Here is a 17,449-nt window from a genome sequence, read left to right on the forward strand (position 1 = left end):
CTTCGTTATGTCAGAGCAGACGCGTGTGGCTTGATCCGTATATTTGCCGGTTGGCCACATCCTTCCATTTTAGGAAGTACCACCTTGCCCGGAAAGGCAGGTTGGCGTTGGGCGTCGCCCCAACTCTTGATGTGGTGCTACTTCTACTCAAACTCCGGCATCCTGGCAATAGTCTTTGAATGCATGTAACTCGGCTGTGATGGAATTTTATTCTAACAATTTAACGCGCAAAGTTGCTGCGGTTTAAAGTGCGTCCTCAAGACGAAAAGAACGGTCTTTTGCATCCGTGGAACAAGCCTTCGCATTACGCGTTTTTCTTTTATCCGCCTGTATGGTAAACTGTTGGTAAAGGGAGGGAGAAATGAGCAACATTATATTTTGGATGGCGCTTGTCATTCTGCCGGTTCTGGCCGGAACTGCTTTCGCTTACCTTCGTCACATGCATCATGGTGATGATTTTTAAGCGGTAATTCAGATTGCGCCTGAAAACTTCGGATCTCGGAACATTGGTCCGATTGGATCAAATTCTTGCTCTAGGCGTCTGTTTAATGCGCATCTTTGTCTGAAAACCGTTTAACAGTTTTCGGATGCGGTTTAATGAAGCTGCTCACTATCTGTCTTGACGAAATAGATTGATATCAACATTACTAAGCAATGCCAGATAGTCGCGCTGTTCCATTTGAAACCACGCTTCTTGTGCGTGATTCCTGTCTTTGTTTGCATGTTCAGCGTGCAGCACGTGCGCTTGCCCGCTATTTTGATGAGGAACTCCGCCCTTCTGGTCTCAACAATGGCCAGTTTTCGCTTCTGATGGCATTAAACCGCCCTAGCCCGCCGCCTATGAAGCCGGTGGCGGAACTGTTGGCCATGGATCAAACTACCCTCACCGCAGCATTGAAGCCTTTGCAGCGCAATGGCTGGGTGGAGATTATCATAAATCCCGACGATCGCCGCCAACGCCTTCTTTTGCTTACCTCTGAAGGACAAACGGTTCTCGCATCAGCTGTTCCTATTTGGACATCAGCCCATGCGAAACTCGAAAGCACATTCGATGACAATAATCTTGAAGTATTTCGTCAAGAATTAATGTCACTTTGCCGTTAGGCTCTTTACCATCTGCCTGATAACGTTAGTTTGCGAAGTGCAACTATCGTACGAAAAGCGTGACTCGGGTTCACGCCAACCTTAGGTGGTATAACTTCAATGAACGGACCGGATACCCCCCATATCCTCGTCGTTGGTGCAGGCTTCGGAGGCCTGCAATTAATTCATGATCTTAAAGGTGCGAATGTTCGCATAACCCTTGTCGATCAACGCAATCATCATCTTTTTCAGCCGCTGCTTTATCAAGTTGCTACAACGATCCTTGCTACGTCGGAAATTGCCTGGCCGATTCGCCATCTTTTCCGTGATCGTAAGGAAGTGACGACATTGCTTGGCACTGTCGTGGGCGTCGATGCATCCGCAAAACAGGTGCGGCTAGAAGACGGCACGAAGATTGACTATGACACGCTCGTCTTGGCCACCGGCGCACGGCACGCCTATTTCGGCAATGATCAATGGGAAAAGCTGGCACCCGGTCTTAAAGCGCTGGAGGACGCTACGACCATTCGCCGCCGCTTGCTTCTGGCTTTCGAACGCGCAGAGCGCGAAACAGATCCGGAGAGACGGCAGGCACTGCTTACTTTCTCGGTAGTTGGTGGGGGACCAACTGGCGTTGAGCTGGCAGGCATTATCGCAGAGCTGGCCAAGCAGACAATGTGGCCTGAGTTCCGCAATATAGATACGCGTGAGGCGCGTGTGCTGCTTGTGGAGGCAGGGCCACGCATTTTGGCTGCATTTCCAGAAGACCTATCGACTTACGCTCAAAATGCTCTTCAGAAGATCGGCGTAGAAGTGCGCCTCGGCGTACCAGTCAAGGAGATCACCGAAGATGGCGTCACCGTTGGCGAAGAGTTTATTTCCTGCAAAACAGCTATCTGGGCTGCAGGTGTCGCTGCATCGCCTGCAGCTTCATGGCTTGGAGCGGAAAGCGATCGAGCGGGCCGCGTTCGCGTGCTTTCCGATCTTACGGTGCCGGGGCACGAGAATATCTTTGCGATTGGCGATACAGCCTGGGTTGAGGGACCTGACGGAAAGCCCGTCCCGGGTATTGCGCCCGCCGCAAAACAGCAAGGCGCTTATATTGCAAAGGTTGTTCGCAGTCGCGTTTCGGGTAGTATTGCTCCAGCGCCGTTTCGTTACCGCCATCAGGGCAATCTTGCGACTATTGGTCGAGGTGCTGCCGTGGTTGATATGGGGCGGATCAGGCTTAAAGGCACAATTGCCTGGTGGGTATGGGGCATCGCCCATATCTTCTTCCTGATCGGCACGCGTAGTCGCGCAGCGGTTGCCTGGAGTTGGCTCTGGACATTTATATCCGGGCAGCACAGTGCGCGCCTCATCACTCAGGGCAAGGCTGCCGAACATAACAAATAAACAAAACGGCCCGCCAAAAGCGGGCCGTTCCGGTTGCCTGAGAAAGTAGATCAGCCCAGTTATTCCGCCGGTTCGAGAACCGGTGTGCCCTGAACGTCGAGCACCTCGCCCTTCATCGCTGCAGCCAGCATGTCGGTGTCGAGTTCGTTTTCCCAACGCGCAACAACGATGGTTGCAACGGCATTGCCGACGAGATTGGTCAATGCACGGCATTCCGACATGAAGCGATCAATGCCAAGGATCAACGCCATACCTGCGACTGGTACTGCCGGAACAACCGAAAGAGTTGCAGCAAGCGTGATGAAGCCTGCGCCTGTGATCCCAGCGGCGCCCTTCGAGCTAAGCATTGCTACGAGAAGCAGCAGAATCTGATCACTAAGCGAAAGCGGGATATCCGTTGCCTGTGCGATGAACAGTGCGGCAAGCGTCATATAGATATTCGTGCCATCAAGGTTGAACGAATAGCCAGTTGGAATGACAAGGCCCACGACCGAGCGCTTACAGCCCGCTTTTTCCATCTTGTCCATAAGGCTCGGCAAAGCAGCTTCTGACGATGAAGTGCCAAGCACAAGCAGGAGCTCTTCTTTAATGTAGCGAATGAGCGCCACGATTGAGAAGCCGTTATAGCGTGCGACCGCGCCAAGCACGAACAGAACAAATAGCAGAGCTGTGATGTAGAACGTCGCGATCAGCAAGGCCAGATTGGCAATCGAGCCGATACCATATTTGCCGATAGTGAAAGCCATGGCACCGAAGGCACCAATCGGAGCCGCCTTCATCAGGATCGAAACCAGCTTGAAGACAGGTGCTGTGAGCATTTGTAGGAAGTCGGTGACTGGCTTGCCTTTATCGCCAACCATGGCGAGCGAAATACCAAACAGGACCGAGAAGAAAAGAACCTGAAGGATATCGCCAGACGCGAAGGCTCCAACGATGGTGGTTGGGATTATGTTGCTCAGAAAGCCGGTAATCGTCTGTTCATGAGCTTTTTCGGCGTAGTTTGCAACCGCCTTCGGATCGAGCGACGAAGGATCGATGTGCATTCCGGCGCCCGGCTGCACAACATTGGCAACGATGAGGCCAATGATCAAAGCGAGCGTCGAAAACGCGAGGAAATAGATCATGGCTTTACCGGCCACGCGTCCCACCTTCTTCATGTCAGTCATGCCAGCGATACCGGTCGCGACGGTCAGGAAAATTACCGGCGCAATGATCATCTTCACCAGCTTGATGAAAGCGTCACCTAACGGCTTTAGCTGCGTGCCAAGCTCTGGGTAAAAATGGCCGAGAAGAATACCGGCAGCAATGGCTACCAGAACCTGCACGTAGAGGTGTTTATAAAAAGGAATTGGACGGCGTGGCTCGGCCACAGCGCCTGACTGTACGGAAATCATGATGTCCTCCATTCGGCCCAGTCCGGATCTCATCCGGCCTCCCGAGCCATTCGCCTGTCGTTCAACAGCTTCCGCTGCTGTTGACAAAATGATCTGCAAGCTGCGTGCCAGTTCCCGCCTTTGGATTTAAGTGTCTGAAAAAAATTATATATTAGCAATTAATTGGGACGAATTTCTGCTTAATTGTGCGAATTATCGCACATATTGCTTTTCATGCAGTGTGAAATAATGCACAATTGACGCCATGAAAGAAGCGTCTGTTTCTACAATTGAAGCAAATCCGCCTCCCACCAATAACCGCCGGACATGGTGGGTATTTGGCGCATTTTGTGCAGTTGTTTTTGCACTCGCTTTCTGGATGGTGGGCGATGCTACGCGTGATCGCGCATTGCTTTCACTGGGTGAGCAGACCCGGATCGATGCAAATCTGAATACGGCCCTCCTGCGAACCGTTCTTGAGAAACAACGAGCGCTGCCTCTGGTTCTTTCCAAAGACAAAGAGCTTGCCGACGCGCTTGCAATGCCGAGTGCTGTGGCCATCGATCAGCTCAACCGAAAGCTAGAGGCGCTTGCTGAAGGCACACAAGCAGCGGTGATCTATCTTGTTGGTCTTCATGGCTATGCAATCTCCGCTAGTAACTGGCGCGAGCCTGACAGCTTTGTCGGTAATGATTATAAGTTCAGGCCTTATTTCAACGACGCTTTGAAGAACACGAATGCCGAATATTTTGCGCTTGGTAATGTCAGCTTGCGGCCTGGCCTTTATATTTCGCGTCGTGTGGATGGGCCAAATGGGCCACTTGGTGTTGTTGTGGTGAAACTGTCGTTCGATCAGCTGGAAAGCGATTGGAATGAAACTGGCCGCCCGACTTTCGTTACAGATAATCGAAGTATAGTGCTGATCACCACCATCCCCTCATGGCGGTTTATGACCATTGGTGAGCTTCGGTCTCAAATAGTTGAAACCATTCGCAACAGTCTACAGTTTGGTGACGCGCCTCTTAAACCTCTGCCGCTTTCGCTAAAGCCTGTGGCGGGAGACGATATGGTGCTAGTTGATGCTATTCTGCCGGGGTCGGCAAGGAGCACAGATTTTCTGGCAATCCGCTCGCACGTTCCAAGCACACCTTGGCTAATGTATAGCCTCGCGCCGATCAGGCAGCCTGTAGACGCGGCAATACGTGAGGCACGCCTTATCGCTTTCATTATTTTGGCGAGTATTGCTACTCTGGCCGGTATTCTGCTACGCCGCCGCCAGCGTGTTGTTGCACGTATTGCCGATGCGCAACGCCGACAAATTGAACTCGAACAACGTGTAGCGGAGCGAACGCTTGATCTCATTGCAGCGCGCGACCGACTGGAGTCCGAGATAAACGAGCACCATAAAACCGAAGGCATGTTGCAAGGCGTACAGCAGGATCTGGTACATGCAAACCGCTTGGCGATTATGGGACAAGTTGCGGCTGGCGTTGCACATGAAATCAACCAGCCCGTCGCGACAATCCGCGCTTATGCCGATAATGCACGGACGTTTCTTGATCGCAAGCGACTGGATGATGCGGCGGAAAACCTTTCGGAAATCGCCGCTCTTACCGAACGTATTGGTACGATCACCGGTGATCTTCGCGCCTTTGCACGTAAAGGACATCGTGCTTCAGAACGAGTGCCGCTAGCTCAGGTGATTTCAGGGGCAATTGTCCTTTTGCGCAGTCGCTTTTCAGGAAGTATGGATCAGCTAGATATCGAGCTTCCCGCGCCAGATCTTTGTGTTTTCGGTCATTCGATCAGACTTGAGCAGGTTCTCATAAATCTGTTTCAGAATGCGCTGGAAGCAGTTGAAAACAAAGGAGATGATGGACGCATAGAAGTCCGAACAAAAGCTCTTTCGAAGAGTGTTTTACTCACGGTTTCTGATAATGGTCCGGGCATTCCGCAGCATATTCTCGATAATCTATTCACGCCATTCAATACATCCAAGGAAAGAGGCCTTGGGCTTGGACTCGTGATCGCCAAGGAAATTCTAACCGATTATGGTAGCAAGATTTCAGTAAAAAGCAGTGCAAATGGCACTCTATTCCGTGTGGAATTTAAGAAAGCATGATGAATATTCCGGTCATACTCGTCGATGACGACAAAGCATTACGCCGAGCAACCAGACAAACATTGGAGCTTGCGGGTTATGAAGTGCTGGATTTTGGCAGCGCCAGCGAGGCGCTAAATGCAATCAACTCCTCATTCGAAGGTGTGATCGTTACAGATGTGCGTATGCCGCAGATCGACGGCTTGGAGCTTTTCGCCCGAATCCGCGAAATCGACGCCGATTTACCGGTCATCTTGATTACTGGTCATGGCGACATTCCAATGGCCGTCCGGGCCATTCAGAATGGTGCCTACGACTTTATCGCCAAGCCTTTTGCAACCGACAGACTGGTTCATAGTGTGTTGCGTGCGGGCGAGCACCGAAAACTTGTTCTGGAAAATCGCAGCCTACGCCATTTGGCGGATGAAGCACAGAACGACATGCCACTGATCGGCCAGACGCCAGCAATTGAAAATCTGCGCCGCACGATCCGAGATATCGCTGATACGGATGTCGATGTGCTCATTGCAGGAGAAACCGGCAGCGGCAAAGAAGTCGTCGCTCAGTTACTGCATGATTGGGGCCGCAGAAAAAAAGGAAACTTCGTTGCGCTTAATTGCGGTGCTCTACCTGAAACCGTCATTGAAAGCGAGCTGTTCGGTCATGAGGCAGGAGCTTTCACTGGAGCGCAGAAAAAGCGCGTCGGGCGCATCGAACACGCGAGTGGCGGTACTCTCTTTCTTGATGAAATCGAAAGTATGCCTGCGGCAACTCAGGTGAAACTTCTGCGTGTTCTGGAAATGCGTGAGATCACGCCTCTTGGTACGAATGAAGTCCGTCCGGTCAATCTTCGTGTTGTAGCGGCTGCAAAGATCGATCTCGGCGATCCTCAGCAACGGGGTGATTTTCGCGAAGACCTTTATTATCGGCTGAACGTGGTTACGCTGACGATTCCACCACTACGGGAAAGGCGTGAAGATATTCCCCTGCTCTTCTCACATTTTTTGGCGCGCGCAGCTCGACGTTTTAATCGGGACATTCCAGTTCTGGATGCCGCTACACATCGCCATCTGATGGAACACAACTGGCCTGGCAACGTTCGAGAACTCGTGCATTTTGCCGAGCGATTTTCTCTTGGTGTTATGACACCTGTGAAGACAGTTCCTGTTCTGGACGATCAAGCTACGCTGCCAAAACGGCTTGAGCGTTACGAAGCTTCACTGATCCGTGAAACCCTCGCAGAGCATAATGGCGATGTTCAGCAGACACTGGAATCTCTCGGTATTCCGCGCAAAACATTCTATGACAAAATGCAACGACACGGGATAAACCGTGCAGACTACAAGTCCGAAGCTTGAATATTTAGCTGATTATCGCGGTGCGGCAATCAAATGTCCTGTCGACGCATGCCGCATGACATCCATCGGAATGCCGTAAATCTCTTCGAGCTGTTCTGGCACCATAATACCGGTTGGCGTCGACTGCGCGATAAGACGACCGCTATGCAGCGCAAACACTGCGTCACAGAAACGGGAAGCCATGTTGACGTCGTGAAGGACAACAAACACACTTAGTTTTTTCTCGTGCGATAGTTTCTGCACAAGTGAAAGCACTTCGATCTGATGCGCGATATCCAAAGCTGATGTTGGTTCGTCGAGCAACAGGCATTCGGCATCTTGTGCAACCAGCATGGCAAGCCATACGCGCTGCCGTTCGCCCCCTGAAAGCGTATCGACCATACGGTCGGCGAAAGGCGCGATTCCTGTGAGATCGATGGCTTCTTCAACCTTTTGGCGGTCAACGGTTCCGAAGCGACCAAGAGCGCCATGCCATGGGTATCGACCAAGCGCTACCAACTCTTTTACTAGCATGCCGGATGCCGAAGCTGTTTGCTGAGGCAAATAGGCGAGCTTGCGAGCAAACTCACGGTCGCCCCACTCATTCAATGGCTTGCCTGCAAAGCGCACCATCCCGCCTGATGCCGGATGCTGTCGCGCCAGAATTTTCAGCAAGGTGGACTTGCCCGATCCGTTATGACCAATGAGCGCTGTTAGGCTTGCCGCTTGGATCGACATTGTCAGGGGCTGCAGCAAAGTGCGCCCTGGTACAGCGAAGCTGACATTCTCAAGTTCAAACAATGCGGAAGTCATCAATTTATCCCGTTTTCGGATAGCAGCTCTGCATTTAAGCAGCATTTCGGCGGTTGATAGCAAAACCTGACGAAGATATACATATTAAAATTGCTTAATCAGGAAAATGCTATTGGACTTCCATCCGCATATGACAAGCCGCATTGAGGACGTCCGTTTGCTGGACGATCTTCATTATCGTGTCTGGAATGGCGCGATTGCAGATGTGTGGACGGTCGAATGTGGTCCTGGAGCGCGGGGTGAGTATGTCTCGCAGGCACCGCGGCTTTTTCTGGTGCTTGAAAGTCGTGGGGAACTTGCGATCCGGCCTGAGCAAAATGATCGCACAATCGTGCAAAACACCGAACAGCCACGACTTTGCTATATTCCGGCAGGAATGACGATCTGGAGCCGTGTCACGCGACCCGGAAAACTACGACATCTCGACCTGCATCTGGATACGACTGTCCTTCAACAACGACTTGGAGGTGCGCTAAGTAAAAGTAATTTGGAGCGTCCTCGTCTCCTCTTCTCAAACTCAAAGATTCAGCAGATCGGATCCTTGTTGGCGGATGAATGCCTTTCACCCGAACCGCTTCACGATCTTTATGGTGAAGGTCTTATCAACGCGCTTGTCAGCGAATTGTTCGATGTCCGCCGGGATGTTCCATCGCGAAGTAGCAAACTGTCACCATGGCAGTTGCGCCGCGTTACAGATTTCATCGAAGATAATTATCACCGGATCATCCGTCTTCAGGAGCTCGCATCGCTGGCTGAGCTTTCAGAATCTTATTTCTGCAGCGCATTCAAAGCTTCGACCGGAATCTCCCCTCATGCATGGCAAATGAAGCGACGTATTGAGCGTGCGCAGGGGTTTCTTTTGCAGCCCCGTGCATCATTGCCGCATATTGCCATGATTACCGGGTTTTCGGATCAGGCGCATTTTACGCGCGTATTCAAGAAGTTGACAGGGACTACGCCTGCAGCCTGGCTGCGTTTGCAGGCCTGATAGAGGCCCAGTATATTAGCGAAATTTCATTCAATTAGGCGTAATAACGATCAATCTTCACGCCATATCCTGATGTAAACACTCATATTAATTTGCTGCGTCGAACGATCGGCGCAATTATAGTGCCAGCAGCTTCTTGCGATCAGAAAAGCCATTCGTTTGAAGCAAGCACTCTCCAGATTATTTGAGGGGCTGATTACATGACGAGATCAATGAAGCTGACGCTTAAGGTGCTGCTTGCCAGCGGAACGGCTCTAGCCGTTTTGCCAATTTCGCTGATGCCTGCTGCGGCACAGGACGCCAACACTTCAATCCGTCTTGATACGGTGGTCGTACAGACTGGCGACGGTAAGCCTTCCGATGGAACTGCACCTGTTCAGGGCTTTGTTCCCCAAGCTACAACAACAGGCTCCAAAGATAGTGTTGCGATTGAAAAGATCCCGCAGTCTGTTGCAGTTGTTGGTCGTGACCAGATGAATGCGACAGGCGCACAGAAAATCGATGAAGCGCTGCGTTATACCGCTGGGGTCATGGGGCAGCCGTTTGGCGTCGATAACGATACAAACTGGATATATATTCGCGGCTTTGAAGCAACCCAGTACGGCACCTATCTCGATGGTTTGCAGAACTTCAGCTATGGCTTCGGTGGCTTCCTGATCGATGACTTCGGACTTGAGCGTATTGAAGTTCTACGGGGGGCTTCTTCGGCGCTTTATGGCGGCTCCAACCCCGGCGGTATCGTCAACTATATCAGCAAACGTCCTGATGGCGAGCGCACGCGTTATCTTGAGGCTGGCATTAACAGCTACGGCAATGGCTACCTTGGCTTCGATATCGGCGATAAGGCAACAGATACCGTTAATTACCGTATTAACGGCAAGATTCAGGGCGGCGACAACTACACGGATTATTCCAAGGAATTCCGGGGCGTCATTTCGCCGAGTATTCAATACAAGCCGGATGAATCGACCAGCCTTACTATTTTGGCGAGCTATAGCCATCTTGATCTGACACATGATGGCGGTGGCTTCCTACCCTATTATGGCACCGTTGTTCCAACTGAATTCGGTAAGATTTCGCGCAAGACCAATCTGACAGAGCCGGGCCTGGATGATTATAACCGCGAGCAGGTGCAAATCGGTTATGAGTTCGAACACCAGTTCGACAATGATTGGACTGTTCGCCAGAATGTTCGTTACGGCTATGCGCATGTGAAGGAACATAGCCTTTACGCATTCGGATATGATGGTTTCCTTGCGCAACCTACGCCTGGAAATCCATATGTGTCACGCATCAATTTCAAGCACGATACGACAATCAATACATTTCAGGCAGACAACCAGCTCGAAGGCACAGTTATAACTGGCGCCTTGACTCACAATCTTCTGTTTGGTGCTGAGTATCGTTATTTTGGTATCGACCAGATGCAGCAGTCTGGTGATGGCACGCTAATCAACCCATTTGATCCGGTATATGGCGCTACGCAGCCTACGATGCGCGATCCATATATCGATCAGGATCTGAGCCGGAACCAGTTTGGTATCTATGCGCAGGATCGTATGGAATTTGGCGACGGCTGGATCGTTACGCTGAATGGTCGTTATGATTATGTGACGACAAACGCGAAGGGCTTGCCGCACTACAAGGACCATAATGATCGCTTCTCAGGTCGCGCAGGTATTGGCTACGAGTTTGAAAATGGTCTCACGCCCTATGTGAGCGTCTCATCATTCTTCAACCCGGTGCTGGATGAGCTATATCGAATTGGCGATGCCCCGAACATCGTCATTACGCCAGCCAAACCTGAAACCGGTATTCAGTACGAAGTCGGCGTAAAATATCGCCCCGAACTTTTCGACGGTCTCATCACCGCATCATTCTTTGATCTCACCAAAGAAAATGTTGTGACCGGCCCATTCGGTAACAAGAGCCAGCTGGGACGCGTAAACTCCCGGGGCTTTGAGTTCGAGGTACAGGCCAATATCAATGAATCATGGAAGCTGACGGGAGCGTTGACGGCTTATGATCTGACAGTGAAAGACGACGACGACACATCGCTCATCGGCAAGCGCCCATATCTTCTGCCAGAACAGCAGGCCTCCGTATTCGTGGAATTTAAAGTTCCGGAAGGCGTACTTGAAGGCGTCAAGCTTGGAGGCGGTATTCGCTATGTCGGCTCTTCTTATGCCGATGCCCAGAACACGCTTAAGGTGCCTGCCGTGACTTTGGCCGACCTGAAGCTCGGCTATGAAAAGGACAATTGGGGCATTGATCTCAACGTCACAAATCTTTTCGACAAAGACTATGTAGCTGGCTGCCAGGGCGTTTATGTTTGTGGCTATGGCGAAGGCCGTAAGGCTTTGCTCAAAGTCCATACCAAGTGGTAAAGGTCGGATAAGCCCCAAAAAGGTTGAGCTTTATATATATTAGCGCCCACTATTTATTCATCGTGGGCGCTATTTATTTAAGCTTTTATAGATAGATAAGCTTCTTTTCTAATAAAATAATTCAGGATTGCTCCATTAGAAAGTCACGTAATACGACCGCCTGATTGTGCTCGACATCTTTAGCACCAAAAAGCAAAGTGAGGCGTGCACCAGAGGCTTTTGTGAGGGCTTCTTGAATTTCCGCTTGATTGGCTTTCAGCTCGTCGCGATATTTTTCCTGAAACTCAGGCCACTTGGCAATATCATGGTCGAACCACTTTCGAAGCTCTGTTGAAGGGGCCAAGTCTTTGGCCCAAAGACTAATTGCAGCTTTTTCTTTTGTCATCCCGCGTGGCCAAACGCGATCGGCCAAAACCCGAAAACCATCATTCGGCTGCGGTTCGTCATAAATATGTTTGATCTCGATATCGGGCATGACTTGTTTCAAGACTGGTTGGTCAGGAAACAATAGGTCTATTCACGTCGAGAGCAAGCCCCCGATGATTGTAACGGATCAAAGTCCAAGCTTTATCCAGCCGCGGAAAGAATTCCATCGCTTGTAGAACCCGCCTGTACCGCATGAAGACGCTTGTAACGACCATTCTTAACGGACAACAGTTCCGAATGACTGCCCTGCTCTACGATCTGGCCGCCTTCGACAACCATGATACGATCAGCATTGACGATAGTCGCCAGGCGGTGTGCGATCACAAGCGTTGTACGGCCCACTGAAAGCTCTGAAAGCGATTGCTGAATTGCACGTTCAGTTTCCGTATCCAACGCGGAAGTTGCCTCATCAAGGATCAGGATTGGTGGATTACGCAGGAAAATACGCGCAATTGCCAAACGCTGCTTTTGTCCTCCAGAGAGCTTGACGCCGCGCTCGCCAATGACCGTATCGTAGCCATCAGGCATAGCTGCAATTACAGCGTCGAGACGTGCGCGACGAGCGGCATCGGCAACTTCTTCATCCGTCGCATCAAGGCGACCATAGGCGATATTCTCGCGGATTGTACCTGCAAACAGGAAAACATCCTGGCTTACAATGCCTATATTGGAGCGCAGCGACTTCAGCGTCATGTCGCGAATGTCAATGCCATCGACGAGAATGGCACCGCCTGTCACTTCATAAAATCGCGGCAGCAGTGAACATATCGTCGTCTTGCCTGCCCCAGAGGAGCCAACAAAAGCAATGGTTTCACCTGCGTTGATGCTCATGTTCAGACCATCAAAAATCGGGCGTTCGGAATTATAGCCAAACTTCACATCGCGATATTCGATGTCGCCTTTGAGGCGCGCAACCGATTTTGCTGTCGGACGATCAGCAATATCCGGGCGGGTATCGAGAAACTGGATGTATCGCTGAAAGCCCGCAATACCTTTCGGATAGGTTTCAATGACCGAGTTGATTTTGTCGATCGGGCGAAAGAACACGTTGACCAGCAGAAGGAAACCAACAAAACCGCCAGCCGTTAGATCGCCTTGCACAACAAACCATGCACCCGCCAGCATGACCACAACCTGAACGAAGCGCATTGATAGATAAGACAATGACATTGAGGCAGCCATGATCTTATAGGCAGCGAGCTTAGTCTTCTGATAGTTTTCATTGCTTTCAGCAAACAGCTTGCGTTCATGGTCTTCGTTCGTGAAGGCTTGAACCACACGAATGCCACCGACATTCTCTTCGATACGGGCATTGAAGTCACCAACACGACGATAGAGAGCGTGCCACGTTGCGGTCATCCGTCCGCCATAACGGAGCGTCACATAAGCGCAAAGCGGTACGATCACAGCTGTTATAAGTGCAAGTGGAACATGAACCCACATCATCAGGCAAAACGCGCCGATGAGCGTCATTATAGCGATAAAGAGATCTTCCGGTCCGTGATGGGCGACCTCCCCAATTTCTTCGAGATCCTTTGTCAGTCTCGCAACCAAGTGTCCGGTTTTTTGATTGTCGAAGAACCCAAATGAAAGCTTCTGCAGGTGGTCGAATGCCTTGCGACGCATCTCGGTTTCGATTTTGATGCCGAGCATGTGACCCCAATAGGTCACAATGACTTGCAGAATGGCATTAAAGACATAAATCGCAAGCAGCCCAACGGCAGCCAGAGCAATAATGCCGAGCTGGCCGGTGGGCAGAAGCCTATCGATGAACAGAGTTACGGCAATTGGAAAGGCCAGTTCCAAAAGACCAGCTGCCACGGCGCTCGAAAAATCCAGCATGAACAACCCGCGATGCGGGCGGTAATATGTGCCGAAGCGCTTCAACAAATCCGCCATGGCATGGCTCCTTCCATTCACAATTAGTAGGGTGCCTAGCGCATTCCTATCGTGAGTGGAAGGCTATTATGACTTCTTGGGTCAGCATTCTTTGGGAATCAGCTTTTTCGGCCTACCCAGCCATAAACCCAACCGCATCCTTGTGCCAGTAACCGGCAACAAGCGTTTCCTCGCGGCTTTTACCCAGTGTCTGACGCCAATGTTGGCGAACAATCTTAGCCTGATCAGCCTCACCCGCAAACCAGCCAAAACTGTCTGGTCCTTCGGGCCACTCAGCTTCGCACAAAATTTGCGTCAGCGTTTCGCCCGCACGCTTTTGATCCGCATCGATAACCCAGTCGACAGAAATACCTTTTGGGTGCTGCAGAGGCTGAACGTCTTTTTCGCTATCGACGGCAATGATGACGCGACCTGTTACGTCTGAGGAAAACTCTTCAAGCATACGACCAATAGCAGGCAAGCCAGTTGCATCTGCACCCATAAGATAACGGCTTGCACGGCGCAACGGACGTCCGACTGGTCCCATCAGACCAACGGTATCGCCAATCTTCGCGCCTTTCGCCCATTTGCAGGCAAGGCCTTCTATTTCATGGAGATAGAAGTCGATTTCAAGCCATCCAGCGTCGATATCAAGAGCCCGAATTGTATAAGCGCGCGAAGCGGGTCTGCGTTGTTCATCCGGCCAAAATGGCAAGCCATTTGGTCCCATGATGGGCCAGATAGGCTGTGGCACTTCTTCCGTGGGAAGCAGCAGACGAATATGCATCGCCCCAAAGAGGGAAAAACGTTTCAAGTCCTCACCAGCTAGCCGCACGCGCAGCATATGCGGCGTCAACAGACTTGTAGAAATTACCCGCATCAACCGGAACTGCGGCAAAACCTGTTCACCAGCACGATCGCCTTGCCAAACGATCTCCGGCGCTTCTTCCTTGGTGTAGAGTTTGATGGCAACGGCTGCGAGATCTTTAAGGCGATGCAGACCAATGTCTTCTTCTGCAAGCAAGGAAACGCGATAGCCACTATCAGCAGCATCAATCTCGATCCGACCGAATTCATAAGTGAACTCATGGCGGCTTTCGTGACTGTGATATTGCGCCTGATAAGAGTGGAGCCGATCAATGATGTTCGGCAGATAGGCTTCGCCTTTCAGAAGGCGAATATGGGAATGGCTTGTCAGCTTGGAGGTCAGTGCTGATGACATCTTGGACACGGCTTTTCTCAATCTATGTTTTCTGGAATCTCACTATCATAAACTTGAGTATTCGGGAAAACTTTTATCGTTCAGATGAGTGATTGGCAGACGAAGCAATTTGTAGCCTCGCCTGCCCCATGATCAGCCACCAATGCGACCTGTGATAGCGATCTTGAAGGTTCGCCCCTTGGCCTGCTCAATATCCGTACTCGTCGCCCAACCAGTCTGGGCGTCGGTATAGGCTTTGTTGAAGAGATTATCGACGCCGAAGTCGAGCTTCACATTGTCGGTGACTTGCCAGTTGGCAAAGGCATTAACGAGATCGACACGCGGGTAAACCTTGACGCCACCGGTTGTCAGTGCGCGATTGACCTTGCCGACGCTCTGATATTCGACACCATAAACGAGATTCTCTTCAAATGCCTTGAGGCCAAGCGTTGCACTGAAATTGTTGAGCGGCGTGTTGCTCAGGCTTTCTCCTTTGTAAACGCCGTCTTTCATTTCGGCATCCGTGTAAGAAGCAGCCAGGTTCACATAGCCCCACCAATTGTCATAAGTGCCTTCCAGCTCAATACCCTGCAAGCGTGCAGCGCCGACGTTTTCAGATGTTGTTACGTTCCCGGTTTTCACAGTGTTGATGTAGTTCTTGACGTCTGTATGGAACAGATTGAGCTTGGCACGAACCTGATCGCCTGCATCCAGAATACCGTCTTGGCGCAAGTTCACCCCAAATTCATAGGAGGTTGCGACTTCGGGCTTGAGAAGCAGATTTGGTTCATATCCCGAGCCATGTGCGCCGTTCTGCCTGAACATATCCTGCATATGAGGAACGCGATAACCTTGGGAATAGAGACCGTAAAACTGAACGCCGTCCCATGGTGTTACACCGACGCTGAAGCGTGGCGAAACGCGATTGCCGTCGACGTTGACCTCTTCCGAGGGCAGAATATTCGTTGCCTTGCTCGTGCCATCGAGACGGTATCCGTCATAACGCAAAGCGCCAATCAGTTCGAGCCACTTCTGATAATCGCCCTGCCACTGAACAACGCCACCATAGGCCTGCTGTTCACCATTACCGAAGTTGTCGGTGTCGGATTCACCACGCATCTTATAGTAATCCACGCCATAGGTGAGCGTATGGCTCATAGCGCCGGTTTCAAAACGTGAGCTGTTGTAAGCGCGGAAACCTGCCGTCGAGACATCATAATAACGCGTCTTGCCGATATTGGCTTTCGGCCAGACCTGATATTGATCGTTATCCGTATCACTGTAATAGGCGTTGACCGACAGATCCCAGAATGGGTTGTCGTCCGGCTTATAAGTGTAATTACCCGTGTAAGTGCTGACGATGGTTTCGGCATTATAACGCGATAGCGTGCTCGAAGTGGAACCACTGCTGCCGGTCATGATGTCATTATATTTTTGACGCTGGAAACCAAGCTTTATTTCGTGCCCATCTGCAGGACGGATCGTGATCTTGCCAAGCCCGCTGACAACGCGTTCGCCAGTCCAGCGCACGACATCGCCGTCGCCATTCTTATAGGCATCACTGTCGCGATAGTTGATATTACCGATGACATCGAAATTCGGGTTGAAGCGATAGGCGCCGACGGTGCTGGTCATCCAGCCATTGCCGTTGCTTTCATAGCGTAGCTTTTCGCTCAGCGCCCATGTTTCATCATCGCGCAGGAAATCGCCTGCATCCTTGGTTTCGAAAGCAACGAGACCGCCAATGCCACCAGAACCATATGCATTGGATACCGGTCCTCGGATGACCGTTACCTGCTTAAGCATTTCAGGGTCGATATAGAATGAACCCGAGCCATGCCCGACGCGCCAATAGTCCTGACGAGCACCGTCTATCGTTACCGCAACCCGGCCATATTCCTGAAGGCCGCGAATGTTAATGGATGTTGCAGGGTCATCGCCATTCAGAGATGCGTGTACGCCCGGTGTCGAACGGAAAAGGTCGGCCGGTGTTGTTGCCTGAATACGATCGAGCTGCTGTTGTGTAATGACACTGGTCGAGGCCATTGCATCAATCGCAGCCTGGTTCTGGATTGTCGGCGAAATAGTGATGGTGTCTAGTTGAAGAGCTTGCTCTTTCTTTTGAGCTGGCTGTGCTTCTTCCGGCGCCTTCTGATTCTGAACTGTCGCGATTTGTCTCAGATTTTGTCCAAAAGCAGGCATTGCTGCCAACAAACTCAAACCAATCGCCCCGCTTAAAACCGTTGTTTCCAACAGATAACCGCCGCGCTTCGACTTCATTTTCATTGCAACCCCCGTATTGGCTTTCACCGTCATGCCATTAAGATGATAAAAAGACTCATATTAATTGGGAGGCTATATTAATCCTGATGGAATGAGTCAACTTTAATTATATAATGGTGGCCATGGCTATGCGTACGCTTGTGAAATGTGAAGCATCGCAGCGCTTTAATCGATTAAAGAATTT

12 protein-coding genes and 1 riboswitch are annotated in these 17,449 nt (G+C 50.9%); of the genes, 6 read left to right on the forward strand and 6 right to left on the reverse strand.

Annotation, left to right across the window (positions count from 1 at the left end; all coding sequences use genetic code 11):
* Nucleotides 1–29 precede the first annotated feature (29 nt).
* Nucleotides 30–138, reverse strand: a riboswitch (SAM riboswitch).
* 516 nt (nt 139–654) lie between these two features.
* Both KMS41_14960 and KMS41_14965 read left to right on the forward strand, forming a co-directional pair.
* Nucleotides 655–1,104, forward strand: coding sequence for a MarR family winged helix-turn-helix transcriptional regulator (locus KMS41_14960; protein QWK80198.1), 450 nt, complete (start codon nt 655–657; stop codon nt 1,102–1,104).
* Between the two features lie 99 nt (nt 1,105–1,203).
* Nucleotides 1,204–2,478: an NAD(P)/FAD-dependent oxidoreductase gene (locus KMS41_14965; GenBank protein ID QWK80199.1), complete on the forward strand. Its 1,275-nt coding sequence runs from the start codon at nt 1,204–1,206 to the stop codon at nt 2,476–2,478.
* Nucleotides 2,479–2,537: 59 nt separating this feature from the next.
* Here the strand turns inward: KMS41_14965 and KMS41_14970 are convergent, their stop codons facing one another.
* Nucleotides 2,538–3,872 (reverse strand): dicarboxylate/amino acid:cation symporter, encoded by a 1,335-nt coding sequence (locus tag KMS41_14970; protein QWK80200.1) that lies wholly within the window; start codon nt 3,870–3,872, stop codon nt 2,538–2,540.
* 244 nt (nt 3,873–4,116) lie between these two features.
* On the opposite strand from KMS41_14970, the gene KMS41_14975 reads away from it, so the two are divergent.
* Nucleotides 4,117–5,973 carry a GHKL domain-containing protein gene (locus KMS41_14975; GenBank protein QWK80201.1) on the forward strand — a complete coding sequence of 619 codons (1,857 nt, stop codon included), beginning with the start codon at nt 4,117–4,119 and terminating at the stop codon, nt 5,971–5,973.
* Nucleotides 5,970–7,310, forward strand: a complete 1,341-nt coding sequence (locus KMS41_14980; protein QWK80202.1) for a sigma-54 dependent transcriptional regulator — start codon at nt 5,970–5,972, stop codon at nt 7,308–7,310. Before KMS41_14975 ends, KMS41_14980 begins: the two co-directional genes overlap by 4 nt.
* 12 nt (nt 7,311–7,322) lie before the next feature.
* Here the strand turns inward: KMS41_14980 and KMS41_14985 are convergent, their stop codons facing one another.
* On the reverse strand, nt 7,323–8,102 hold the full coding sequence (locus KMS41_14985) for an ATP-binding cassette domain-containing protein (GenBank protein QWK80203.1): 780 nt from the start codon (nt 8,100–8,102) through the stop codon (nt 7,323–7,325).
* Nucleotides 8,103–8,214: 112 nt separating this feature from the next.
* On the opposite strand from KMS41_14985, the gene KMS41_14990 reads away from it, so the two are divergent.
* Both KMS41_14990 and KMS41_14995 read left to right on the forward strand, forming a co-directional pair.
* A complete protein-coding gene (locus KMS41_14990; protein ID QWK80204.1) occupies nt 8,215–9,090 on the forward strand; it encodes an AraC family transcriptional regulator in 876 nt (291 codons plus the stop codon).
* A 212-nt stretch (nt 9,091–9,302) separates the two neighbouring features.
* The gene (locus KMS41_14995) at nt 9,303–11,477 is read left to right on the forward strand and encodes a TonB-dependent siderophore receptor (GenBank protein ID QWK80266.1); all 2,175 of its coding nucleotides are present in this window, start codon (nt 9,303–9,305) and stop codon (nt 11,475–11,477) included.
* Between the two features lie 121 nt (nt 11,478–11,598).
* Here KMS41_14995 and KMS41_15000 read toward each other — a convergent pair whose 3' ends face one another.
* The 4 genes from KMS41_15000 to KMS41_15015 all read right to left on the reverse strand — a co-directional run bounded on the left by KMS41_15000 (nt 11,599) and on the right by KMS41_15015 (nt 17,268).
* Nucleotides 11,599–11,952: a DUF488 domain-containing protein gene (locus KMS41_15000; protein ID QWK80205.1), complete on the reverse strand. Its 354-nt coding sequence runs from the start codon at nt 11,950–11,952 to the stop codon at nt 11,599–11,601.
* Nucleotides 11,953–12,044: 92 nt separating this feature from the next.
* Nucleotides 12,045–13,802 (reverse strand): ABC transporter ATP-binding protein/permease, encoded by a 1,758-nt coding sequence (locus KMS41_15005; protein QWK80206.1) that lies wholly within the window; start codon nt 13,800–13,802, stop codon nt 12,045–12,047.
* A 112-nt stretch (nt 13,803–13,914) separates the two neighbouring features.
* A complete protein-coding gene (locus tag KMS41_15010; protein ID QWK80207.1) occupies nt 13,915–15,012 on the reverse strand; it encodes a siderophore-interacting protein in 1,098 nt (365 codons plus the stop codon).
* Between the two features lie 123 nt (nt 15,013–15,135).
* Nucleotides 15,136–17,268 carry a TonB-dependent hemoglobin/transferrin/lactoferrin family receptor gene (locus KMS41_15015; protein QWK80208.1) on the reverse strand — a complete coding sequence of 711 codons (2,133 nt, stop codon included), beginning with the start codon at nt 17,266–17,268 and terminating at the stop codon, nt 15,136–15,138.
* Nucleotides 17,269–17,449 lie beyond the last annotated feature (181 nt).

Source organism: Ochrobactrum sp. BTU1 (genome assembly GCA_018798825.1).
Taxonomy (GTDB): Bacteria; Pseudomonadota; Alphaproteobacteria; order Rhizobiales; family Rhizobiaceae; genus Brucella.